This is a genomic window from Xanthomonas sp. (assembly GCF_017163755.1).
Taxonomy (GTDB): Bacteria; Pseudomonadota; Gammaproteobacteria; order Xanthomonadales; family Xanthomonadaceae; genus Xanthomonas_A.
The window spans coordinates 1-21,771 of record NZ_JAFIWC010000037.1 but is presented as its reverse complement, the minus strand read 5'-3'; the positions used below and the strand labels follow the sequence as shown (position 1 = coordinate 21,771).

Below are 21,771 nucleotides of genomic sequence, written 5' to 3'. Positions count from 1 at the left end.
TGAAGAAGCCGCTGGTTCGCCAGCGGCTTTTTCTTTGCCTGCGATCCGCGCGACCGGCGCGTGGCGCGCCGGCGCGACGCTATCATTCCGCGACCGCTCACCGGCCCGAGGGCCGCCCACGCAAAGGACCTGCCAGCCCCATGATCGTCGGTATCGACCTCGGCACCACCCATTCGCTGATCGGCGCGTACGCCGAACAGGGCAGCCGGCTGTTCCCCAACGCGCTGGGCGAGTTGCTGACCCCGTCGGTGGTCAGCGTCGACGACAGCGGGATCCTGGTCGGACAGGCGGCGCGCGAACGCCTGGTCAGCCACCCGCAGCTGAGCGTGGCCGCGTTCAAGCGCTGGATGGGCAGCGACCGCGAGACCCGGCTCGGCCAGCACCGCTTCCGCCCGGAGGAACTGTCGGCGATGGTGTTGCGTTCGCTGCTCGCCGATGCCGAGGCCGCGCTCGGCGAGAAGGTGCGCGAAGCGGTGATCAGCGTGCCGGCGTATTTCTCCGATGCGCAGCGCAAGGCGACCCGCGCCGCCGGCGAGCTGGCCGGCATCCGCGTGGAGCGGCTGATCAACGAACCCACCGCCGCCGCCCTCGCCTACGGCCTGCAGGACCGCGAGGGCCACGGCCGCTTCCTGGTGCTGGACCTGGGCGGCGGCACCTTCGACGTATCGATCCTGGAGATGTTCGAAGGCGTCATCGAAGTCCACGCCAGCGCCGGCGACAACTTCCTCGGCGGCGAGGACTTCCTCGACCTGCTGCTGCAGGCGTTCCTGGCCGACCACAAGCTCGCGCCGGCGGCGCTGAGCGTGCACGAGACCGGCCAGCTGCGGCGCCGGCTGGAGACCGCCAAGCGCGAACTGTCCGCTGGCCAGGAGGCGACGCTGCAGATCGACCTGGCCGGCCAGTCGCTGCAATGGACGCTGCACGAGGAACGCTTCGCCCGCCTCGCCGAGCCGCTGGTGCAGCGCATGCGCACGCCGCTGGAACGGGCGATGCGCGATGCGCGGCTGCAGCCGGCGCAGTTGGAGGAGATCGTGCTGGTCGGCGGCGCCACGCGGATGCCGCTGGTGGCGCGGCTGGTGACGCGCATGTTCGGGCGGCTGCCGATGCGCCACATCAATCCCGACCAGACCGTGGCGCTGGGCGCGGCGGTGGCGGCGGGGATGAAGGCGCGCGACGCCAAGCTGGAGGAAGTGATCCTCACCGACGTGTGCCCCTACACGCTCGGCACCGAGGTCGCCTCGCGCGACGCGCAGGGACAGCTGCGCACCGGGTTGTTCCATCCGATCATCCAGCGCAACAGCACCGTGCCGGTGAGCCGCGAGGACGACTTCTATCCCATCCACGACGAGCAGGAGCACCTGGTGCTCGACGTGTACCAGGGCGAGAGCCCGCTGGTGGCCAAGAACATCAAGCTCGGCGAACTGCGCGTGGCCCTGCCCAGGCACCTGCCCAAGAGCGAAAAGGGCGTCACCGCGCGCTTCACCTACGACAACAACGGCCTGCTGCAGGTGGAGGTCACCGAGCACCACAGCGGCCAGCGGCACGAACTGATCCTCGAGCAGAACCCGGGCCTGCTCAGCGCCGAGCAGATCCGCGAGCGGCTGGCGGCGCTGCAGGCGCTGAAGATCCATCCGCGCGAACAACAGGACAACCTGAGCCTGCTCGCGCGTGCCGAACGAATGTACGAGGAATACCTGCACCTGCGCGAGCAGATCCAGGGCTGGATCGTCGCCTTCCGCGGCGTGCTCGACACCCAGGACACGCGCCTGATCGGCGAGCATCGCCAGCAGCTCAGCCAGGCGCTGGATACGCTGGAGCCGCGCGCTTGAACTGGGCGTTGCGTTGGCTGGAGCTGCCAGCGGACGCCGACGCCACCGCGATCAAGCGCGCCTACGCCAGACGGCTTCGGCAGCACCGCCCGGACACCGACCCGGACGGCTTCCAGCAACTGCACGCGGCGTATCAGGCGGCGCTGGCCTGGGCGCGTGCGCGCGAGGCGGACGCGCAGTACGCACAGGCGGAGATGGACGAATACGCCGCTGGCGAGGCAATGGAGCATGCCGATGCCGCACCGGTTTGGCCCGGCGCTTCGGCGGGCGGCGAAGACGCGGGCCGCCCCGCCGTCGACCCTGGCCGCGGCGGTCCGGCGGTCGGCAGCGCCACGGCGTCGGATACAGCTACCGATACCGACCCTGACACCGATACCGCAGACGACAACGAAGACGGCACCACCGATGCCGGCATCGACCTGGACGCCCTGGTCCACGACTGGCGGCTGCGCCAGCACGGCGCCGCGCAGCCGCCGCCGTTGCCGCCACACGCGGCGCCGGCGCCGGCGCATGCCGCGCACGCTCCGCAACCGCAGGTCGATGCCGATTCGCTGTGCGGCGAGGCGATCGCGCTGGCGCTGCGTGCCGACCCGCCCGCGCTGCAGGACTGGCTGCAGTGCCAGCCGGCGCTGTGGTCGCTGCAGCACAAGGCGCAGGTGGGCGGGCTGCTGTGCTACCGGCTGCAGCAGCACACGCCGCCGCTGCGGCGGGACAACTTCGCGGTGCTGCTCGATTTCTTCGGGCTGGACGACATCGCCGCCGGGACCGCCGCGCACGCGCTGCCGATGCTGCAGGAACGCCTGCACCTGGCCTGGGAAGTGCAGCCGGAGAACGTCGCCGTGCTGGGCCGGCGCATCCAGGGCGTCGCCCCCAACGTGCCATGGTTCCGCACGCGCATGCGCCAGCTGACGCGCGCGTTCGCGCTGCCGCAGGCGTTGTGGGCCGGCCTGCCGTTCGGGCGCCCGAGCACGCTGCGCCGGCTGGCGCTGCAGTTGGACCACGGCCGTCTGGATGACCTGCCGGCGCCGGTGGATCGGCAGCAGGTCGCGTTCTGGACCCGTGCTGGCGACATGACCCGCCTGAGCCGGCCAAGGCTGCTGCTGGGGCTGGCGCGCTGCGCCGTCGCTTCGCTGCTGGCCGCACTGGCGCTGTGGCTGCTGGCGAGCCTGGGGGCGTGGTCGGCGGAGCCGGCCGACCTGGCGCGCACGCTGTCGCGGAGCGCCCAGGTCGCGGCGGCGATCGGCGGGTCGTGGGCGCTGTGGGTGCTGGCCTGCGTGCTGCTGCGCTGGCAGAGCGAGCCGGAGGCGGCGCCGTCGCCGGCACCGTGGCTGCGGCTGTCGTTCCTGCCGCTGCTGATCGGCAGCGGGCTGCTGCTGGTCCATGCCGTCGACCAGCGCGTGCCCGGCACCGTGCTGGTCGATGCGGCGCTGCTGCTCGCCGCGGTGCGGATCTGGCGCCGGCGCGGGCTGGTGTACCAGCTCAGCGGCAATTACTGGTGGCTGGTGTTCCTGATCCCGCTGGGCAAGGGCCTGTTGCTGCTGTTCGCCTTCGCCGAGGCCGGCGCGGCGCTGGCGCTGTGCCTGTGGACCTGGGACCTGGTGCTGCAGCGCCGGTCGCTGCGCTGGCGCCGTTCCTGAACGCGCGCCATTGCCGTGCGCCAGCGTTGACGCCGGGTGCATGCGCCGGCGCCTAGGCTGCGCCGCGTCACCCACCGAACGGAGAACCCGCATGAACAAGACCCTGATCGTGGCACTGCTGGGCGCTCTGGCGCTGTCCGCCTGCCAAGGCCCGGAATCGCAGCAGGCGCAGCACGATGCCAAGGTGGCCGCCGAGCAGACCGGCGAAGCGGCCAAGGAAGCCGCCGACCAGGCCGCGCAGACCAGCCGCGAAGTCGCCGCCGATGTCCGCGATGCCGCGCATCGTGCCGCCAACTCCGAAGCCGTGCAGGATGCCTCGGCCGCCACCAAGGAAGCGGCAGCCGACGCCAGCGAGGCAACCGCCAACGCCGCGCAGAAGCTCGCCGACAAGGCGCGCGAGAACGCCAACCAGGATCCGCACAACGACAACCCCGAGAAGCAATGACCCGGTAACGCGGGTCGATGGCCGCCGCATCCGCGCAGCACGCCGGATGCGGCCGGAGCCACGGGCGCACCGCAACGCTCATGTGCAGGACCGGCGCTGGCGCGCAGTCGTCTCTTCGACAAAGCGCCCAGCCGACTCGCCCTAAGCCCCTGTAGCGGCGACCTCAGTGGCGACAAGCGAAGCGATGCACCCAACCGCCGGGGCTGATCCCAGAATGGAGCAAGTGCCCCACCTTGCTGCACATAGCCGCTCGGCACACTCCTTCGCAAACCGCAACGAACACGCCACGGCGTGACCTGCGCCCCGCTTTCGTTCCCCGAACGTCCGACCGTTGGCAGGGTGGTTACAATTTCGCCCATGTCGACGTTCCAACGCGTGCGGATCAGAACCCGCCTGGCCCTTCTGTTCTCCGCCCTGGTCTTCGTGCTGATCGGCGCCGGCGTGTTCGTCGGCGCGCAACGCTCGATCGCCGACGCGGCGCTGGTGGCGCACACGCACGAAGTGATCAGCGACATCGACGAAGTGCAGGCCAGCCTGCTGTCCGCCGAGTCGTCCGCGCGCGGCTACGAACTCACCGGCAACCAGGCCTACCTCAGCAATTTCCACGAAAGCGCCGACCGCCTGCCGCGGCAGTTGCAGGAACTGCGCGTGCGGGTGGCGGACAACCCGCAGCAACGGGCCAACGCGGCGACGCTCGAGCGCGCGGCGCGGCAGCGGCTGGCGCAGATGCAACAGTTGCTGGACCTCTACCAGCGCGAAGGACTGGCGGCGCTGCAGCGCGCGATGTCGCCGACGGTGTTCCAGAGTTCCAGCGAAGTGCGCGAGCAGGTGCAGCGGATGATCGATGTGGAGCGCGATCTGCTGGAAACCCGCGACCGCTCCAACCGGCGCAGCTCGGACCTGCTGCTGATCCTGGCATTGGCCGGCATCCCGCTCGGGCTGGGCAGCGTCGGCGTGGCCTACGGCCTGCTGTTCAAGGAACTGCGCAACCGCGGCGCCGCCGAACAGGCGGTGTCGGTGGCCAACGCCAGGCTCGGCAGCAGCGTGGAGGAACTGGAACGCAGCACCGCCGACCTCAACGCGCTCAGCCGCTACACCGGCATGCTGCAGAGCTGCCTGGACGCGGAGGAAGCGCTGGCGGTGACCGCGCGCATGCTGGCCTCGCTGATGCCCGAGGCCGGCGGCCAGGTGTATCTGCTGCGCGCGTCCAAGGACCGCGCCGAAACCATCGTCGGCTGGGGCGAAGCGGCCGCGCGCAGCGAGGCGGCAGTGGCGCCGCAGGACTGCTGGGCGCTGCGCCGCGGCAAGACCCACTGCGTCCACGACCTGCGGCGCGACCCGGCCTGCCCGCACGTGGACGGCGCCGCGGACACCGCGATCAACACCGCCTGCATCCCGTTGTCGGCGCAGGGCACGCAACTGGGCTTCGTGTTCCTGTCCGCGCACGGCACCGGTCCGCTGCCGCGGCTGGCGATCGCCGAAGCGGCCGCCGAGCAGCTGTCGCTGGCGCTGAGCAACCTGCGCCTGCGCGAGTCGCTGCGCCTGCAGTCGATCCGCGACCCGCTCACCGGCCTGTACAACCGCCGCTACCTGGAAGAGTCGCTCAACCACGAACTGGCGCGCTGCGCGCGGCGCGCGATGCCGCTGTCGCTGCTGATGCTGGACGTGGACCACTTCAAGAGCTTCAACGACCTGCATGGGCATTCCGGCGGCGATGCGCTGTTGGCCGGTTTCGGGCAGATGCTGGCGTCGCGCCTGCGCGGCGAGGACATCGCCTGCCGCTACGGCGGCGAGGAGTTCACCGTGATCCTGCCGGAGACGTCGGCCGAGGAAGCGCTACTGATCGCCGAGCAGCTGCGCGGCGCGGCCCAGCAACTGAGCATCGCGCTGGACGGCAAGGCGCTGCCGTCGGTAACGATCTCGGTGGGCCTGGCCAGCTATTCGCGCGACGGCGTGGTCGCCACCACGCTGTTGCGCAAGGCCGATGCCGCGCTGTACCGGGCCAAGCGCAGCGGACGCAACCAGGTGCAGCCGTTCGATTCGGCGCTGGACGGCATGGGCTGAACCCGCCGGGCTGCGACGTGACAACCGCGCATTTAGAGATAACCATCACAAAACGCTTGCGGTAGAGCGGCGATAGTCGGGCTTTCCCCGACGGAGGCGACACCGCATGTCCATCTGGAAAGATCAGGGTTCCCCGCGCAAGGACGGCCTGCCGCCGAATTCCCCGACCGGCGCGCTTCCGCCCGAGCCCCGGCCCGCGGCCGATCCGGGCATCGGCGAACCGGTCGCCGCCGTGGCCGCCGCCGCTCCCACCCCGGTCCGCGCCGCGGCGCCGGCGGCGAAGGAATCGCTGATCGCCGCCGACATCACCATCGAAGGCAAGATCGAAGGCACCGGGCATATCCGCATCGCCGGCAAGTTCAAGGGCGACGTGAACGTGCAGGGCGACCTGACCATCGAGACCGGGGCCAAGCTCAGCGGCGGCGTGCGCGCCAACAAGGTGATCATCGCCGGCGAGCTGGAGGGCAACATCGAGTCGGCATCGCAGGTGGAACTGCTGGCGTCCGGCGCGCTGATCGGCGACGTCAAGGCCGGCTCGCTGACCGTCGCCGCCGGCGCGCGGATGCGCGGCCAGGCCGACTTCGGCTGGGAAGACGACAAGAGCGGCCGCAAGGGCGGCAAGCCTGCGGAGTCCGACGCCGGCGCATGAGCACGCCGCGTCCAGGCACGCCGGGGGCGACCCGGACCTGCCCGCATTGCAAGGCGACCATCCTGGAGAGCGCCAGCGTCTGCCCGGCGTGCAAGCACCACCTGCGTTTCGACTCGGCGGCGCAGCAATCGGCGGTGGCCGCGACGGTGCCGCTGCGCGTCCAGGGCACGATCCAGCACCCGGCCGACGGCAGCGCATGGGAGTACACCGTGGTGGTGACGATCCGCAACGGCCGCGGCGAGGAGATCAAGCGCCAGCTGGTCGGGGTCGGCGCGATGCAGGGCGGCGAGGAACGCAGCTTCACCCTGTCGGTGGAAGCGACCGAGGCCAAGGCCGGCGGCAAGCGCGGGACGCGGCACTGATGGTCGCGGCGGCATCCGGCGCAGGCGCCGCGCAGCGACCGGCGCTGCCTCGTTCGCTGTCCGCAGCGCGCGCCCCGGGTGCGCGCTGTCTGCGCATCGCGATGGCCTGCGATCGGCACCCGGGCTTCTTTCTCTGCGCGCAATACTTGCGATGAAGATGCATCGCCTCGTGCCGATGCTCCCGGTGAGAAGCATGCCCGAGAGCGTCGCGTTCTATCAGCGGCTCGGCTTCGACGTGGAGCGCCGCAACGAGGACTGGCGCTGGGCGATGCTGCGCTTCGGCGAGTGCCGGCTGATGGTGGACGAGTCGATCAACGTCGCGCCGGCGCTTGCGCGTACGTCGGTCCTGTACCTGTACCCGGAGGACATCGTCCAGTACCACCGGCAGTTACGCCACAACGGCGTGGACGTTCCCGAACTGCAGGTCTCGTTCTACGGCATGACCGAATTCCGCATCGACGACCCGGACGGGAACAGATTGTGGATCGGACAGGAGCACGCCGAACAGCAGGCCGCGGCACTTCGATATCCCTTGGACTGACCCGCGCACTAGGTCTGGCGAAAGCGCAGCGCGTTGACAATCGAGGCCTTGGCGAACACGCGATGCACGCCCATGCATCATGTTCTGGACCAGGCATGCATCTGCTCGCCGTCGGCCTCGGCCGACGCCCGCCGAGCCGAAGCAAGCGATCGCCCGCTTCGCGATCCGACCGCGCAGGGATCAGGCGGACGCGTCGGTATGCGCGCGCGGATCAAAAAAAGAAGCCCTCGACATGCTGTCGGCAGCGCCGCTCACGGCACGATCCGCACCGGCGTGCCGTTGGGCACGCGGCGCCAGATCTGCTCGATCTGCGCGTCGGTCACCGCGATGCAGCCGTCGGTCCAGTCGCCGCGGAAGCCTGGCGGCGTGCCGCCGTGGATCATGATGTCCCCGCCCGGATCGACGCCGCGCTGCCGCGCCTGCTGCCGGTCCTGCGCGTTCGGGTACGACACGCGCAGCGACAGGTGGAAGCGGCTGGCCGCATTGCGGAAGCTGATCCGGTAGTCGCCCTCCGGCGTGCGCCGGTCGCCTTGCTGGCGCTTGGGTCCCTGCGGCGCGCGCCCGAGCTGGATGCGATAGCGTTCCAGCACCTTGCCGTCGCGCAGCAGCTCCATGCGCCGCTGCGCCTTGTGGACCACGACCGCATCGGCGCGCTGGCTTTCCGGCGCCAGCGGCGGCGGCCACGCGTCCACGGCCTGGACCGTGCCTGGCGCAAGGCAGGCCAGCCCCGCGAGCAGTGCGCCCCGCCATCGGTGGGGCAGGATCATGGCAGCGCGCGTGCCAGCAGCGCGTCGACCGGCACCTGCGCGTCCAGGGTGCCGAACGCCAGTCCGTGCGCGCCGGCCAGCCGGCTGCGCACGAACGCGGCGGCGGCCGGGCCGCCGGCACGCAGCAGCAGCGACGCCTGCAACGCCAGCGCAAGGCGCTCGGCGATCGTGCGTGCGGCATATTCGTCCGCACCGCCCTCGCCCGCCAACGGCGCGCGCAGCGTCGCCAGCGCCGCGTCATACTGCGGCGCGCTTCCGGCGGCGGCGTCGAGTTCGGCTGCCAGCGCCGCGGCGCTATGCGGTTCGCGCGCAAGCGCGCGCAGCACGTCCAGGCACTGGATATTGCCGCTGCCTTCCCAGATCGAATTCAGCGGCGCCTGCCGGTACAGCCGCGGCAGGATCGACTCCTCGACATAGCCGGCGCCGCCCAGGCATTCCTGCGCCTCGTTGACGAAGGCCGGCGCGCGCTTGCACAACCAGTACTTGCCCAGCGCGGTGGCGATGCGCGCGAACGCGGCCTGCGCCGGATCGCGCTCGGCCGCGTCCACCGCGCGCGCCACGCGCAGCGCGAAGACGGTGGCGGCCTCGGATTCGAGCGCCAGGTCGGCGAGCACGTTGCGCATCAGCGGCTGCTCCACCAGCCGCTTGCCGAAGGCGATGCGATGGCGCGCATGATGCAGCGCCTGCGCCAGCGCCATGCGCATCTGCGCGGCGGCGGCGAGCATGCAGTCCAGCCGGGTCATCATCACCATGCCGATGATCCGCGCCACGCCGCGCCCTTCCTCGCCGATGCGCTGCGCGCGCGCGCCGACGAACTCCACCTCGCTCGACGCGTTCGACCAGTCGCCGAGCTTGTCCTTCAGCCGCATCAGGCGCAGCGCGTTGAGCTGCCCGTCGGGCAGCCGCCGCGGCAGCAGGAAGCAGGTCAGGCCGCCCGGCGCCTGCGCCAGCACCAGGAAGCCGTCGGACATCGGCGCGGAAAAGAACCACTTGTGCCCGACCAGCGCGTACTCCCCGCCGGCGCCGAGCGGCGTGGCCACGGTGGCATTGCCGCGCACGTCCGAGCCGCCCTGCTTCTCGGTCATGCCCATGCCCACGGTGATGCCGGGCTTGGCGGCGATCGGCACGTCGCGCGGGTCGTAGTGCGGTGCGGCGGCCTTGGCCGCCCATTCGCCCAGGGCCGGGTCCTGGCGCAGCACCGCCACCGCCGCGTGGGTCATGGTCAGCGGGCAACTGGTGCCGGCCTCGGCCTGGTGATGCAGGAAGCTCAGCGCCGCGCGCGCCACGTGCGCGCCGGGTTGCGGCTCGTGCCAGGACAGGCCGGCCACGCCGTGGCGCTTGGCCGCGCCGAGCAACTGGTGATACGCCGGATGGAATTCGACCGTGTCGATGCGTTGGCCGAAGCGGTCGTGCGTGCGCAGCCGCGGCCGGTCGCGGTTGGCATCGAAGCCCAGCGCGTACAGCGCGTCGCCGGCGAGCGCGCCATAGGCGGCCAAGCGCGGCGCGAACGCGCCACCGCCCTCGCGCGCGACCGCCTCGCGCAGCGCCACGTCGTCGGCCCACAGGTCGCGCGGTTCGAACGGCGGCGGCTGGTTGTCCACCGCGTGCGTGGCGAACGGCGGCAATGACGGGTCCATGCATCCTCCTCCCAGAAGCGCGTAGGCGGGCATTGTGGCCGATCCGGCGCTGCCGCGGCGCGGCGTTGCGCGGTGCGGATTCTCATCTCCTGCACACCGCGTTGGACACAGTGGCGCGCATGGCCAAACCCGATACCGCGGACCTGATCGTGCTGCGCCCGGAAGGGCTGTACTGCCCGGCCGGCGACTTCCATATCGACCCCTGGCGGCCGGTGCCGCGCGCGGTGATCACCCACGGCCACGGCGACCACGCGCGCGCCGGCATGGGCGAGTACCACTGCGCCGCGCCGAGCCTGCCGATCCTGCGCTGGCGGCTCGGCGAACAGGCCTATCGCAGCCACGGCTACGGCGAACGCTTCGCGCTGGGCGCCGCGCAGGTGTCGCTGCATCCGGCCGGGCACGTGCTCGGTTCGGCGCAGGTGCGGGTGGAGGTGGACGGCGACGTCTGGGTCGCCTCCGGCGACTACAAGCGGCAACCCGACCCGACCTGCGCGCCGTTCGAAGTGGTGCGCTGCGACACCTTCATCACCGAAGCCACGTTCGGCCTGCCGGTGTACCGCTGGCCCGACACTGGCGAGGTGGCGCGCGAGATCGTCGCCTGGCGCCGCGAGTGCGCCGCGCGCGGCGAGGCCGCGGTGCTGTTCTGCTACGCGCTGGGCAAGGCGCAGCGGGTGCTGGCCGAACTGCAGCCGTGGGACGACCAGCCGGCGCTGCTGCACGGCGCCATCGCCGCCGGCGTGGCGGTGTACCGCCAGGCCGGGGTGGCGATGCTGGACACGCGCGCGGTGGCCGAACTGGACAAGCGCGCCGACTATGCCGGGCAGCTGGTGCTGGCGCCGCCGTCGGCGGCGGGCAGCCCGTGGCTGCGCCGCTTCCGCCATGCCCAGCTAGGCTTCGCCTCGGGCTGGATGCGGCTGCGCGGCAACCGCCGCCGGCGCAACTACGACCGCGGCTTCGTCGTCTCCGACCATGCCGACTGGCCGGACCTGCTGCGCACCATCGCCGAAACCGGCGCGCGGCGGGTGATCGCCACGCACGGCAACACCGATGCGATCATCCGCGCGCTGAACGAACGCGGCGTGGCCGCCGAGGCGTTCCGCACCGACTACGGTGCCGAGGAATGAAGCGCTTCGCCGCCCTGTACCGGCAGCTGGACCAGAGCACGGCCACGCTGGACAAGCGCGCGGCGCTGGTCGCGTATTTCGGGCAGGCGCCGCCGGCCGACGCGGCCTGGGCGATCTGGCTGCTGTCCGGCGGCAAGCTGCGGCGCATCGCCAACACCCGCGAGCTGCGCGAATGGATCGCGCAGGAAAGCGGCCAGCCCGGCTGGCTGGTCGAAGAAAGCTACGACCATGTCGGCGACCTGGCCGAGACGCTGACCCTGCTGCTCGACGACCCGGCCGAGTTGTCCGACCCCACGCCGCTGCGCGACTGGATCGAAGAGCGCCTGCTGCCGGTCGCCGCGCAGGACGAGGCGGCGCGGCGCGCGGCGGTGGTCGCCGGGTGGCGCGGCCTGGGCTTCGACGAGCGCCTGCTGTTCAACAAGCTGCTGACCGGCGCGCTGCGCGTGGGCGTGTCGCAGCGGCTGGTGCAGCAGGCGCTGGCGACGCTGTCCGGGCTGGATATCGCGCGCATCGCCCAGCGCATGCTCGGCGCGTGGTCGCCGACGCCCGAAGCGCTGCAGGACCTGCTCTCGCCCGACCAGCTGCCCAGCGACCGCCAGCAGCCGTATCCGTTCTTCCTCGCCTCGCCGCTGGAGAACGACGCCGCCACGCTGGGCGCGATCGACGACTGGCAGCTGGAATGGAAATGGGACGGCATCCGCCTGCAGCTGATCCGCCGCCACGGCGAGGTGGCGCTGTGGTCGCGCGGCGAGGAGCGCCTGGACGGGCGCTTTCCGGAGATCGAAGCGGCCGCGTCCACCTTGCCGCGCGATGCGGTGATCGACGGCGAACTGATGGGCTGGCGCGACGGCGAGGCCGCGCCGATGCCGTTCACCGCGCTGCAGACGCGCATCCAGCGGCGCAAGCCCGGCGCCAAGACCCTGGCCGATACGCCGGCGCGGGTGCTGGCCTACGACCTGCTGGAACTGGACGGCATCGACCTGCGCGAGCAGCCGCTGGCGCAGCGCCGCGCGCAGTTGCAGGCGCTGCTCGACGCGCACGCCGATCCGCGCATCGCGCTGTCGCCGCAGGTGCAGGCCGCGTCGTGGGAAGCGGCCGCGGCGCTGCGCGAGGCTTCGCGCGAGCGCGGCGTGGAAGGGCTGATGCTCAAGCGCGCGTCCTCGCCGTACCAGTCCGGGCGCCGCCGCGGCGACTGGTGGAAGTGGAAGATCGAACCGCTGACCATCGACGCGGTGCTGCTGTACGCGCAGGCCGGCCACGGCCGCCGCAGCACGCTGTACACCGACTACACCTTCGGCCTGTGGGACGGCGAGCAGCTGGTGCCGGTGGCCAAGGCGTACTCGGGCCTGGACGATACAGAGATCCTGGCGCTGGACCGCTGGATCCGCGCCCACACCACCGAACGCTTCGGCCCGGTGCGCGCGGTGACGCCGTACCACGTGTTCGAACTGGGCTTCGAGGCGGTCAACAAGAGCAGCCGGCACAAGTCCGGCATCGCGGTGCGCTTTCCGCGCATCCTGCGCTGGCGCCACGACAAGCCGTACCGCGAAGCCGACCGCCTGGCCAGCCTGCAGGCGCTTGCGCGATGAACTCCACGGCGCGCAAGCGCCCGGCCGACGCGCCGCTGCACGCCTGGTTCGCCGCGCAGGGCTGGAAGCCCGCCGCATTCCAGCGCCAGGTGTGGCAACGCTATCTGCGCGGCGAATCGGGCCTGCTGCACACGCCCACCGGCAGCGGCAAGACCCTGGCCGCGTTCGGCGGGCCGCTGCTGGAGGCGTTGCGCGAACAGGCGCGTGCCGCACCGGCGCCCCTGCGCGGGTCCGGCGCGGCGACGCCCGGCAAGGCCGCGTCCCCGCGCGCGCGCCGCCAGGCGCAACGCGATTTGAAGGTGCTGTGGATCACGCCGTTGCGCGCGCTCGCCGCCGACACCGTGCGCGCGCTGCGCGAGCCGATGCCCGCGCTTGGCCTGGACTGGCAGATCGGCGTGCGCACCGGCGACGCCAGCGCGCGCGACAAGCGCCTGGCGCGCAGCGGCAGGCTCGACGCGCTGGTGACCACGCCCGAATCGCTGGCGCTGCTGCTGACCTATCCCGACACCGCCGCGCAGCTGGCGTCGCTGCGCTGCGTGATCGTCGACGAATGGCACGAGCTGCTCGGCAACAAGCGCGGCGTGCTGCTGCAGCTGTGCCTGGCCCGGCTGCGCGCGTGGGCGCCGGCGTTGCGCACGTGGGGCCTGTCGGCCACGCTCGGCAACCTGGACGAGGCCCGCGACGTGCTGCTGCCGCAGTCGCCGGGCGCAACCATCGTCTCCGGGGTCAAGCCGCGCACGCTGACCCTGGAGACGCTGACCCCGGCCAGCGGCGAACGCTTCCCGTGGGCCGGCCACCTCGGCCTGGCGCAGCTGGCGCGGGTGCTGGACAAGCTGCTGGCGGTGCGCACCAGCCTGCTGTTCACCAACACCCGCGCGCAGGCCGAGCTGTGGCACCAGGCGCTGGCCTCGGTATGGCCGGAGGCGCCGCAGACCCTGGCCCTACACCACGGTTCGCTGGACCCGGAACTGCGCAGCGCCGCCGAGCGCGGCCTGCGCGAAGGCAGCCTGCGCTGCGTGGTGGCCACCTCCAGCCTGGACCTGGGCGTGGATTTTCCCGCGGTCGACCAGGTGCTGCAGATCGGCAGCCCGAAAGGCGTATCGCGCCTGCTGCAGCGCGCCGGGCGCGGCAAGCACCGTCCCGGCGAGGCCGGCCACGTGGTGTGCGTGCCGTCGCACGCGCTGGAGCTGGTGGAGTACGCCGCCGCGCGCCGCGCCATCGCCCACGGCCGCATCGAGTCGCGTCCCGCGCCGCGGCTGTCGCTGGACGTGCTGGCGCAGCACTGCGTCACCTGCGCGCTGGGCGGCGGCTTCCGCGCCGATGCGCTGCTGGCCGAGGTGCGCCGCAGCGACGCCTTCGCCGCGCTCGACGCCGGCACCTGGGCCGCGGTGCTGGACTTCGTCGTGCAGGGCGGGCGCGCGCTTGCGCAGTATCCGGACTACCGCAAGGTAGTGCTCGGCGAGGACGGCGTGTACCGGGTCCAGGACCGGCGCGTGGCGCTGCGCCACCGGCTGTCGATCGGCACCATCACCAGCGACGGCAGCGTCGCGGTGCGCTTTCTGCGCGGCGGCCGGCTCGGCGCGGTGGAAGAGCAGTTCGTCGGCCGCCTGCGCCGCGGCGACCGCTTCCAGTTCGCCGGGCGGCTGCTGGAGCTGGTGCGGCTGGAAGACATGACCGCCTACGTGCGCATCGCCAAGGGCGGCGACGGCACCGTGCCGAAATGGATGGGCGGGCGCATGCCGCTGTCGTCGGCATTGGGACGCGAAGTGGAAGCGGTGTTCGCCGATCCGCGCGGCGACGAGGAGATGCGCGCGCTGGCGCCGCTGCTCGGGCTGCAGCAGACGCTGTCGGCGCTGCCGGCGCCGGACCGGCTGCTGGTGGAGAGCGTGCGCGCCCGCGACGGCCGCCACGTGTTCGTGTTCCCGTTCGCCGGGCGCCAGGTGCACGAAGGCCTGGCCGCGCTGCTTGCGCTGCGCTGGGGCCGTCGCCAGCGCAACACCTTCAGCTTCGCCGCCAACGACTACGGCTTCGTGCTGTCGCCGGCGCAGGAGGCGCTCGCCGACGAGGTCCTGCTGCGCGAACTGCTGAGCCCGGAGCAGCTGTTCGACGACCTGCGCGAGAGCCTCAACCTCGGCGAACTGGCGCGGCGCCAGTTCCGCGAGATCGCGCGTGTGTCCGGCCTGCTGCCGCCGAGCCTGCCCGGCGGCGCGCCGCGCAGCCTGCGCCAGCTGCAGGCCTCCAGCGGGCTGCTGTACGACGTGCTGAGCCGCTTCGACCCCGGGCACCTGCTGCTGGTGCAGGCCGAGCGCGAGGTGCTGCAGGGCGAGATGGAACTGACCCGGCTGGCCGCCACGCTGCACGACTGCGCCGGGCGCACGCTGGCGCTGCGCACGCCGCGCAGCCTGACCCCGCTGTCGTTCCCGCTGTGGGCCGAGAGCATCCGCGGCCAGCTCAGCACCGAGGACTGGAAGGCGCGGGTGATGCGCGCCGCCGCGCAGCTGGAGCGGCGCCATGACCGCTGAGCTGTCCTGGACCCTGGCCGGCGAGCCGATGACGCTGCTCGGCGACCGCGCGCTGTACTGGCCGGCGCGGCGGCGGCTGCTGATCGCCGACCTGCACCTGGGCAAGGCCGACGTGTTCCGCCGCGCCGGCATCGGCCTGCCCAGCGGCGGCACCGCGCTGGACCTGCAGCGCCTGGATGCGCTGCTGCATGCGCAGGCGGCGCAGGAACTGTGGATCCTCGGCGACGTGCTGCATGGCGCGGCGCCGGCGGCGGCCTGGCAACGGCACTGGCATGCATGGCGCGCCGCGCGGCCGCAGCTGCGCGTGGCCGCGATCGCCGGCAACCACGATCGCGCGCTGGCGCGCGCCGGGTTGGAGATCGAGCTGCTCGGCGAACAGGTCGAAGACGGCCCGTTCGCGTTGCGCCACGAGCCGATGCCCAGCGCGCGCCTGCACGTGCTGTGCGGGCACCTGCACCCGCTGGCGAAGCTGCCTGGCCTGCGCCAGCGCTGGCCGTCGTTCTGGCTGCGCGAACGGATGACGGTGCTGCCGGCGTTCTCGCATTTCACCGCGGGCGTGCCGCCGATCCTGGCCGCCGGCGAACGGCTGGTGGCCTGCGTCGATGGCGAGGCGCTGGCGTTGCCGCTGGCCACCGGCGACACGCTGTAGCGCCTGCGCCTGCGCAGGCATACGCGCAAGCCGTCGCAGCGATGTTCGTTTCGCGCCGGATGCAGCTGCAACGCAGCGGAGCCCGATCGCTTGACGCGGTCGCTGCGCCAGCGTCAGCGAGGATGATCAGCACCACGCGCTAAGCACGTATCGCCGACGGTACGGACACATGCGCCAGTGCGTCTGCGCCTGGCGCGGCCGCTGCGACGGCGTTATCGATACACATTCGATCGACGCCGGTGCGTTGGAACGCTGGCCGCTGGCATCGGCGCAACGCCGGTGCAGTCGATCTCATGGCCTAAGCGCACGCCGACGATCGGCGATGCACGAGCGGCAGCTGCGCCGGGAACGCGGGCGCAGCCACTGGTTGCGGGACCCGGGACCGGGGACCCGGGAAAAGCCAGAAGCGCAACGCTCCTGCTTTTCCCGGTCCCTGGTCCCCGGTCCCTGGTCCCGACTACTCGCGCTCTTCCCCCCTGTCCCGCAGCAGGTCCGCCGCCGCCAGCGCCTGCAGGAACGCAGGCTCCAGCGCCAGCTTGCCGAACCAGCCGTGCTGGGTGCCGCTGAGCACGCGCAACATGTGGCCGCGCCCGCCCGGCAGCCGCCCCATCGGCAGCATGCCCACGTCGCGCACGCGCGCGACCAGGTCGCGTTCGGACTGGAACAGCGGCGTCAGCCAGCGGCTCCAGAACTGGTACACCGCCACGTGCGCGTAGCGCTGCGCCTGGTAGCGCGCCAGCGCGCTGTTCAGGTCCGGCGCCTCGCGCAACGCGTCGCTGAGCGCCAGCGCATCCATCAGCGCCATGTTCACGCCCTGCCCCAGCTGCGGGCTCATCGAATGCGCCGCGTCGCCGGCCAGCACCAGCCGTCCGCGGTACCAGCGTTGCTGCACCGCATCGCGATAGCTGGCGCGCGCCAGCTGCGCCGGTTCGCCGATGCCGGCCAGCCGCTCGCGCGCCTGCGGCCACAGCTGCCCGACCTCGTCCAGCCATGCGTCCATGCCGCGCGCCTGCCAGGCATCGAAGTCGGCGGTGGGCAGGCTCCAGAAGAAACTCAGCCGCGGCGCATCGTCGCCCGGGCGCGTGCCCACCGGCAACAGGCCGATCATCTTGCGCGCGGCGACGTAGCGCTGCCGCAGTTCGTCGGCGAACGCCCAGTCGCCGCGCGGCAGCAGGCACCACAGCGCGCCCCACGGGTACAGCCGGTCCAGGCGGGTGCCCTGTACCTGCGCGCGCAACGTCGACGCCGAACCGTCGGTGGCGATCACCAGATCGAACGGGCCGTGCCAGCGCCCATGCTGGTCCTGTATCCGCCGCAGTCCGTCGTCGATGGCGACGATGCGCGTGTCGCGGTGCAGCGTGTCGTGCCCATCCCACGCCTGCGCCAGCAGCGAGAACAGCGCGCCACGCTGCATGCCCAGGCCGAACAGCCGCGCATCCAGGCCGTGATAGCGCATGTCCATCACCGCCCGCCCGCACGGCGTCTCGCCGTACAGGCGGCGCACCGGCGCGCCATGGCGCAGCGCGGCGTCGAGCAGGCCGATGCGCCACAGCACCTGCATCCCGGTGGGCTGCAGCAGGAACCCGGCGCCGACCGGGCCAGGTTGCGCCGCGCGCTCGAACACCTGCACCTGATGGCCGTCGCGCGCCAGCAGCAGCGCCAGGGTCTGCCCCGCCGTGCCGTAACCCACCACCGCGATATGCATCCGTTGCTTCATTCGTCCGCTTGCTCCGTGCGATGCGCAGCGGCATCGCGACCGATAAAAAACCCCGCCGAAGCGGGGTTCAAGAACAGCACAACCGAGTGGCCGGATTACTCGGCAGGCGTAATATTGGAGGCCTGCGCGCCCTTCGGGCCCTGGGTCACTTCATAGGTGACGCGCTGACCTTCCTGCAGGCTGCGGAAGCCCTTGGAATTGATCGCGGAGAAGTGCGCAAAAACATCGGCGCTGCCGTCTTCCGGTGAAATAAAGCCAAATCCCTTGGCGTCGTTGAACCACTTGACGGTACCGTTCGGCATGGTGATGCGAGACCTTTTGCAATGAATGGGTGGTTGTGCGGCATCCGCACGGGCGGAGTATGCAAAGCTTGTGCCTTGAAGACAATCACCCCCGCGCCAGTTCGCCCACCAGCTCCGGCAGGCCCGCCGACGCCGCCTCCACGTTGGCCAGCACTTCGGCCAGGGTGATCTCCTGGGCGTTGCCGCAACCGGCGGCCCAGTTGGCCACGATCGCCAGGCAGGCGTATTCCAGGCCAAGCTCGCGCGCCAGCGCCGCCTCGGGCATCCCGGTCATGCCGACCAGGTCGCAGCCGTCGCGGCGCAGCCGCGCGATCTCGGCGATGGTCTCCAGCCGCGGCCCCTGCGTGGCGCCGTAGCAGCCGCCGTCGACCAGCGCCGCGCCGGTGACGCGCGCGGCGGCCAGCACCTTGCTGCGGAACATCGGCGAATACGGATGGCCGAAATCCACGTGCAGCACCTCGCTGCCCGGCTCCTCGCACAGCGTGGACACGCGCCCCCAGGTGTAGTCGATCAGCTGGTCCGGGCAGGCCAGCACGCGCGGCCCGAAGCGCTCGGTGATGCCGCCGACGGTATTGAGCGCGAGCACCCGCGAGGCGCCGATTTGCTGCAATGCGGCAAGGTTTGCGCGGTAATTGATCTTGTGCGGCGGCAGCGAATGGCCCTCGCCATGGCGGGCGAGGAACGCCACGCGGTGGCTGAGCAGGGTGCCGACGCGGACCGGACCGGACGGGTTGCCGTAGCGGGTCTGCACCTCGTGGCTCTGGATATCGTCCAGCTGCGCGAGCTTGTAGACGCCGGTGCCGCCGATCACGGCCAGTGCGATGTTGTCCATGCGGATTCTCGATCAGGAAAAGGGGCGCGTGCGCCGCCGCCCGACGGCCGGCGCGGCGGCGGGAACGGGCGCGCGGCTCATTCCCTCATCGCGTAGATCGCCGGCAGGTTGCGCAACAGCTCGTTGACGTCCATGCCGAAGCCGAACACGTAGCGGTCCGGCACTTCCACGCCCACGTAGTCGGCGCACACGCCGGCCACGCAGCGGTCGTGCTGCTTGACCGTCAGCGCGGCGATGCGCACGTCGGTGGCGCCCTGCTCCAGGCACCACTGGCGCACGGCCTGCAGGGTCAGGCCCTCGTCGAGGATGTCGTCGAGCAGCAGCACGCGGCGCCCGTACAGCGCGGTGGCCGGGCGGTGCTTCCACACCAGTTCGCCGCCGACGGTCTGCCCGCGGTAGCGGGTGGCGTGCAGGTAGTCGAACTGCAGGTCCTGGCCGCGCGCGCCCAGTTCCAGCCCCAGCTGGCCGGCGAACGGCAGCGCGCCGTGCATGATGGTCAGGTACACCGGGGTTTCGCCGCGGTAGTCGGCGGCGATGGCCTCGGCCATGCGCGAGATGGCCTGGTCGAGTTGCGGGCGATCGACCAGCAGGTCGGCCTGGGCCAGGGCCTGGGCGATGGTAAGGGTAGACATCAGGCGGTTTTTCCGAGGGTTGCGAGCAGATGGGATTGGGTGGCGCCGTAGCGGCTGTCGGCGAGCAGGCCGTCCCAGCCCAGGCCGCCGCGGCCGATCAGGCCGAGCAGCGCGGCGGTGTTGAGCGAGCGGTGCTGCACGGCGCGCAGCGATTCTTCGACCAGCGGCGGGTGGCAGACCAGCACCACGTCGCAGCCGGCATCCAGGTGCGCATCCACGCGCGCCTTGACCCCGCCGGCGACGAACGAGGCGGCCATGCCGATGTCGTCGGAGAACACCACGCCGCGAAAGCCCATGTCCTGGCGCAGGATCTGCTGGATCCAGCGCGACGAATATCCGGCCGGCTCCGGCGCGACCTGCGGGTAGACCACATGCGCCATCATCACCGCGTCGGCGCCGGCGGCGATGCCGGCGGCGAACGGCACTAGGTCCTCGTTGCGCAGCACTTCCAGCGTGCGCGGGTCGCTGGCATCGTCGACATGGGTGTCTTCCAGCACCGTGCCGTGGCCGGGGAAATGCTTGAGCGTGGCGGCCATGCCGACGCTGTGCATGCCGCGCACGTAGGCGCCGGTGAACGCGGCCACCACCTGCGGGTCGTCGCTGAAGGCGCGGTCGCCGATCGCGCGGTTGCCGCGCGCCAGGTCCACCACCGGCGCGAAGCTCAGGTCCACGCCGCTGGCGCGCACCTCGCTGGCCATCAGCCAGGCGTGCTGTTCGGCCAGCGCCAACGCCGCATCGCGGTCGCGCGCGTACAGCGCACCGAAGCCCTCCAGCGGCGGCAGCGCGCTGTAGCCGTCGCGGAAGCGCTGCACGCGCCCGCCTTCCTGGTCCACGCAGATCAGCTGCGGGCGCGGCGCGGCGGCGCGGATCGCGGCCGACAGCTCGGCCACCTGCGCCTTGGAGGCGAAATTGCGTTTGAACAGGATCACGCCGGCCACCGCATCGTGCTGCAGCCAGTCGCGTTCCTGTGCGGTCAGTTCGGTACCGGCCACGCCGATCACGAGCATGCGATGTTCTCCTGCCGGCGCTGAGGAGCGCGCGTGGGCGGCATTGTCGCAGATGCCGGCGCCGGCTTCAGGCGCGGCCGGGGCGGGCCCTGGCGCAACAGCGCTAGCGCGCGCAGCCGTCGGGACCGCAGTCGCGCGCCGGATCCGCCGCCGCGGCGGGGATCAGGCCACGCAGGGCCTGCGCGAACACCTCCGGCGGCTGCGCGCCCTGGATCGCGTGGCGGCCGTCGATCACGTAGGTCGGCACCGCGCGGATGCCCAGCGCCTGCGCCTGGCCCAGCTGCGCGCGGATCTCGGCCAGGCCCTCGTCGCCGTCGAGCAGCGCCTGCACCCGCGCCGGCGCCAGCCCGCCGGCGGCGCCGGCATCGACCAGCGTGCGTAGGTCGGTCAGATTGCGGCCCTCGGCGAAATGCGCGTGGAACAGCGCCTCGGTCACCGCCTCGGCGTCGCCCTCGCGCGCGGCCAGCCACAGCAACCGGTGCGCCGGCAGCGTGGTCACCCGCACCTGGCCGCGGCCGAAATCGAACGGCAGGCCCTCGGCACGCGCGGTGGCCTGGGTCTGCGCCAGGATCTGCTCGGTGCGCGCGGCGCCGCCGAACTTGGCCGCATAGGCCTCGCGCAACGGCACCGGCTCGGTGCCGGCGTCCGGATCGAGCAGGTAGGGATGCCAATGGATGTCCAGCGCCGGCGCATCCGCGCCGAGCGCCGCGATGCCTTGCTGCAGGCGGCGCTTGCCGATCCAGCACCAGGGGCAGACCACGTCGGACCAGATGTCGATGCGCATGGGTTCGGGACTCGGGACTCGGGACTCGGAAAAGCATACGGCAGATCGTCGCCGCCGCTACGACGCGGCGACCATGCCGTTTCCGGCGCTCAGTCGCGCGGCCAGCGGCAGAACGGATGCGAGGCCAGCGCCAGGTTGTAGTAGCGCGACTCGTCGGTGACCTCGGCGCCGATCCAGTCGGGTTTGGCGAAGGCTTCGTCGGCGCTGCGCAGCTCGATCTCGGCCACCACCAGCCCGGCATTGTCGCCCAGGAATTCGTCCACTTCCCACAGGTGTCCGGCGTGCCGCACCAGGTGCCGGCGCTTGTCGATCCTGCCGCCCACGCACAGCGCCAGCAGCGCGCGCGCATCGTCCAGCGGGATCGGGTAGTCGAACTCCTGCCGGGTATGCCCGAGCTCGCGCGACTTGAGGTTGAGGAACGCCTCCTCGCCCTGGATGCGCACCCGCACCGACGCCTTCTGCGCGCCGCTGTCCATTGCCGCCTGGTCGTTGATGTAGCCCTGCGCCATCGGGATCACCGCATGCGCGGCGTGGCGCCAGCCGTCGCCGGCGACGAGGAATTTGCGTTCGATTTCCAGGGCCATGATGGATGAGTGCTCTGAGTGGGGGACCGGGGACCCGGGGGATGGTCGCGAGTGCCTGCATTGCTGCTTTCTGTAGGAGGGGCTTCAGCCCCGACGCC

General features: G+C 71.9%; 20 protein-coding genes. 11 read left to right on the top strand and 9 right to left on the bottom strand.

All coding sequences use genetic code 11. The features are described from left to right. The first annotated feature begins 140 nt into the window (after positions 1-140). From JR065_RS19420 to JR065_RS19390, 7 genes are all read left to right on the top strand, one after another. On the top strand, positions 141-1,829 hold the full coding sequence (locus JR065_RS19420; RefSeq protein WP_206236088.1) for a molecular chaperone HscC: 1,689 nt from the start codon (positions 141-143) through the stop codon (positions 1,827-1,829). After that, a complete protein-coding gene (locus JR065_RS19415) occupies positions 1,826-3,466 on the top strand; it encodes a J domain-containing protein (protein WP_206236086.1) in 1,641 nt (546 codons plus the stop codon). The genes JR065_RS19420 and JR065_RS19415 overlap by 4 nt, the downstream gene beginning before the upstream one ends. A 91-nt stretch (positions 3,467-3,557) precedes the next feature. Further along, positions 3,558-3,911, top strand: a complete 354-nt coding sequence (locus JR065_RS19410) for a hypothetical protein (RefSeq protein WP_206236085.1) — start codon at positions 3,558-3,560, stop codon at positions 3,909-3,911. A gap of 357 nt (positions 3,912-4,268) precedes the next feature. Then, positions 4,269-5,975 (top strand): diguanylate cyclase, encoded by a 1,707-nt coding sequence (locus JR065_RS19405; RefSeq protein ID WP_206236084.1) that lies wholly within the window; start codon positions 4,269-4,271, stop codon positions 5,973-5,975. A gap of 106 nt (positions 5,976-6,081) precedes the next feature. Then, positions 6,082-6,624: a bactofilin family protein gene (locus tag JR065_RS19400; protein WP_206236083.1), complete on the top strand. Its 543-nt coding sequence runs from the start codon at positions 6,082-6,084 to the stop codon at positions 6,622-6,624. After that, on the top strand, positions 6,621-6,986 hold the full coding sequence (locus tag JR065_RS19395; RefSeq protein WP_206236082.1) for a hypothetical protein: 366 nt from the start codon (positions 6,621-6,623) through the stop codon (positions 6,984-6,986). Before JR065_RS19400 ends, JR065_RS19395 begins: the two co-directional genes overlap by 4 nt. A 151-nt stretch (positions 6,987-7,137) precedes the next feature. Beyond that, complete coding sequence (locus JR065_RS19390) at positions 7,138-7,527, top strand: VOC family protein (protein WP_343237304.1); 390 nt, start codon at positions 7,138-7,140, stop codon at positions 7,525-7,527. A gap of 251 nt (positions 7,528-7,778) precedes the next feature. Here JR065_RS19390 and JR065_RS19385 read toward each other — a convergent pair whose 3' ends face one another. Next, positions 7,779-8,219 carry a L,D-transpeptidase family protein gene (locus JR065_RS19385; RefSeq protein ID WP_206236080.1) on the bottom strand — a complete coding sequence of 147 codons (441 nt, stop codon included), beginning with the start codon at positions 8,217-8,219 and terminating at the stop codon, positions 7,779-7,781. A 71-nt stretch (positions 8,220-8,290) separates the two neighbouring features. Beyond that, complete coding sequence (locus tag JR065_RS19380) at positions 8,291-9,931, bottom strand: acyl-CoA dehydrogenase family protein (protein WP_206236079.1); 1,641 nt, start codon at positions 9,929-9,931, stop codon at positions 8,291-8,293. Between the two features lie 119 nt (positions 9,932-10,050). Here JR065_RS19380 and JR065_RS19375 point away from each other — a divergent pair, with 119 nt between their 5' ends. Genes JR065_RS19375 through pdeM form a run of 4 tightly spaced genes read left to right on the top strand, consistent with a single transcriptional unit; the run spans position 10,051 to position 15,815 of the window. Continuing rightward, positions 10,051-11,055: a ligase-associated DNA damage response exonuclease gene (locus JR065_RS19375; RefSeq protein ID WP_206236078.1), complete on the top strand. Its 1,005-nt coding sequence runs from the start codon at positions 10,051-10,053 to the stop codon at positions 11,053-11,055. Continuing rightward, positions 11,052-12,644: an ATP-dependent DNA ligase gene (locus JR065_RS19370; RefSeq protein WP_206236076.1), complete on the top strand. Its 1,593-nt coding sequence runs from the start codon at positions 11,052-11,054 to the stop codon at positions 12,642-12,644. The genes JR065_RS19375 and JR065_RS19370 overlap by 4 nt, the downstream gene beginning before the upstream one ends. Beyond that, positions 12,641-15,166 (top strand): ligase-associated DNA damage response DEXH box helicase, encoded by a 2,526-nt coding sequence (locus tag JR065_RS19365; protein ID WP_206236075.1) that lies wholly within the window; start codon positions 12,641-12,643, stop codon positions 15,164-15,166. Before JR065_RS19370 ends, JR065_RS19365 begins: the two co-directional genes overlap by 4 nt. After that, positions 15,156-15,815, top strand: a complete 660-nt coding sequence (gene pdeM, locus JR065_RS19360) for a ligase-associated DNA damage response endonuclease PdeM (protein WP_206236074.1) — start codon at positions 15,156-15,158, stop codon at positions 15,813-15,815. Before JR065_RS19365 ends, pdeM begins: the two co-directional genes overlap by 11 nt. Before the next feature lie 457 nt (positions 15,816-16,272). Here the strand turns inward: pdeM and JR065_RS19355 are convergent, their stop codons facing one another. The 7 genes from JR065_RS19355 to JR065_RS19325 all read right to left on the bottom strand — a co-directional run bounded on the left by JR065_RS19355 (position 16,273) and on the right by JR065_RS19325 (position 21,673). Then, on the bottom strand, positions 16,273-17,532 hold the full coding sequence (locus tag JR065_RS19355) for an FAD-dependent oxidoreductase (RefSeq protein WP_206236073.1): 1,260 nt from the start codon (positions 17,530-17,532) through the stop codon (positions 16,273-16,275). Between the two features lie 95 nt (positions 17,533-17,627). Then, positions 17,628-17,834 (bottom strand): transcription antiterminator/RNA stability regulator CspE, encoded by a 207-nt coding sequence (gene cspE / locus JR065_RS19350; RefSeq protein WP_206236072.1) that lies wholly within the window; start codon positions 17,832-17,834, stop codon positions 17,628-17,630. An 85-nt stretch (positions 17,835-17,919) separates the two neighbouring features. Continuing rightward, the gene (locus JR065_RS19345) at positions 17,920-18,666 is read right to left on the bottom strand and encodes an S-methyl-5'-thioinosine phosphorylase (protein WP_241093775.1); all 747 of its coding nucleotides are present in this window, start codon (positions 18,664-18,666) and stop codon (positions 17,920-17,922) included. Positions 18,667-18,743: 77 nt separating this feature from the next. Then, a complete protein-coding gene (locus JR065_RS19340) occupies positions 18,744-19,298 on the bottom strand; it encodes a hypoxanthine-guanine phosphoribosyltransferase (protein ID WP_206236071.1) in 555 nt (184 codons plus the stop codon). Continuing rightward, entirely contained in the window at positions 19,298-20,305 is a 1,008-nt protein-coding gene (gene nagZ / locus JR065_RS19335; protein WP_206236070.1) for a beta-N-acetylhexosaminidase, read from the bottom strand. Before nagZ ends, JR065_RS19340 begins: the two co-directional genes overlap by 1 nt. Before the next feature lie 103 nt (positions 20,306-20,408). Continuing rightward, positions 20,409-21,089 carry a DsbA family oxidoreductase gene (locus JR065_RS19330; RefSeq protein ID WP_206236069.1) on the bottom strand — a complete coding sequence of 227 codons (681 nt, stop codon included), beginning with the start codon at positions 21,087-21,089 and terminating at the stop codon, positions 20,409-20,411. Between the two features lie 89 nt (positions 21,090-21,178). After that, positions 21,179-21,673, bottom strand: coding sequence for a CYTH domain-containing protein (locus JR065_RS19325; protein WP_206236068.1), 495 nt, complete (start codon positions 21,671-21,673; stop codon positions 21,179-21,181). Positions 21,674-21,771: the final 98 nt, after the last annotated feature.

Excerpts from the sequence above, each read along its gene's own strand:
- cspE (WP_206236072.1), bottom strand. The coding sequence starts at position 17,834 with ATGCCGAACGGTACCGTCAAGTGGTTCAACGACGCCAAGGGATTTGGC.
- JR065_RS19400 (WP_206236083.1), top strand. The coding sequence starts at position 6,082 with ATGTCCATCTGGAAAGATCAGGGTTCCCCGCGCAAGGACGGCCTGCCG.
- JR065_RS19355 (WP_206236073.1), bottom strand. The coding sequence starts at position 17,532 with ATGAAGCAACGGATGCATATCGCGGTGGTGGGTTACGGCACGGCGGGG.
- JR065_RS19365 (WP_206236075.1), top strand. The coding sequence starts at position 12,641 with ATGAACTCCACGGCGCGCAAGCGCCCGGCCGACGCGCCGCTGCACGCC.
- pdeM (WP_206236074.1), top strand. The coding sequence starts at position 15,156 with ATGACCGCTGAGCTGTCCTGGACCCTGGCCGGCGAGCCGATGACGCTG.
- JR065_RS19405 (WP_206236084.1), top strand. The coding sequence starts at position 4,269 with ATGTCGACGTTCCAACGCGTGCGGATCAGAACCCGCCTGGCCCTTCTG.
- JR065_RS19375 (WP_206236078.1), top strand. The coding sequence starts at position 10,051 with ATGGCCAAACCCGATACCGCGGACCTGATCGTGCTGCGCCCGGAAGGG.
- JR065_RS19340 (WP_206236071.1), bottom strand. The coding sequence starts at position 19,298 with ATGTCTACCCTTACCATCGCCCAGGCCCTGGCCCAGGCCGACCTGCTG.
- nagZ (WP_206236070.1), bottom strand. The coding sequence starts at position 20,305 with ATGCTCGTGATCGGCGTGGCCGGTACCGAACTGACCGCACAGGAACGC.
- JR065_RS19330 (WP_206236069.1), bottom strand. The coding sequence starts at position 21,089 with ATGCGCATCGACATCTGGTCCGACGTGGTCTGCCCCTGGTGCTGGATC.
- JR065_RS19420 (WP_206236088.1), top strand. The coding sequence starts at position 141 with ATGATCGTCGGTATCGACCTCGGCACCACCCATTCGCTGATCGGCGCG.
- JR065_RS19410 (WP_206236085.1), top strand. The coding sequence starts at position 3,558 with ATGAACAAGACCCTGATCGTGGCACTGCTGGGCGCTCTGGCGCTGTCC.
- JR065_RS19345 (WP_241093775.1), bottom strand. The coding sequence starts at position 18,666 with ATGGACAACATCGCACTGGCCGTGATCGGCGGCACCGGCGTCTACAAG.
- JR065_RS19325 (WP_206236068.1), bottom strand. The coding sequence starts at position 21,673 with ATGGCCCTGGAAATCGAACGCAAATTCCTCGTCGCCGGCGACGGCTGG.
- JR065_RS19390 (WP_343237304.1), top strand. The coding sequence starts at position 7,138 with ATGAAGATGCATCGCCTCGTGCCGATGCTCCCGGTGAGAAGCATGCCC.
- JR065_RS19380 (WP_206236079.1), bottom strand. The coding sequence starts at position 9,931 with ATGGACCCGTCATTGCCGCCGTTCGCCACGCACGCGGTGGACAACCAG.
- JR065_RS19370 (WP_206236076.1), top strand. The coding sequence starts at position 11,052 with ATGAAGCGCTTCGCCGCCCTGTACCGGCAGCTGGACCAGAGCACGGCC.
- JR065_RS19395 (WP_206236082.1), top strand. The coding sequence starts at position 6,621 with ATGAGCACGCCGCGTCCAGGCACGCCGGGGGCGACCCGGACCTGCCCG.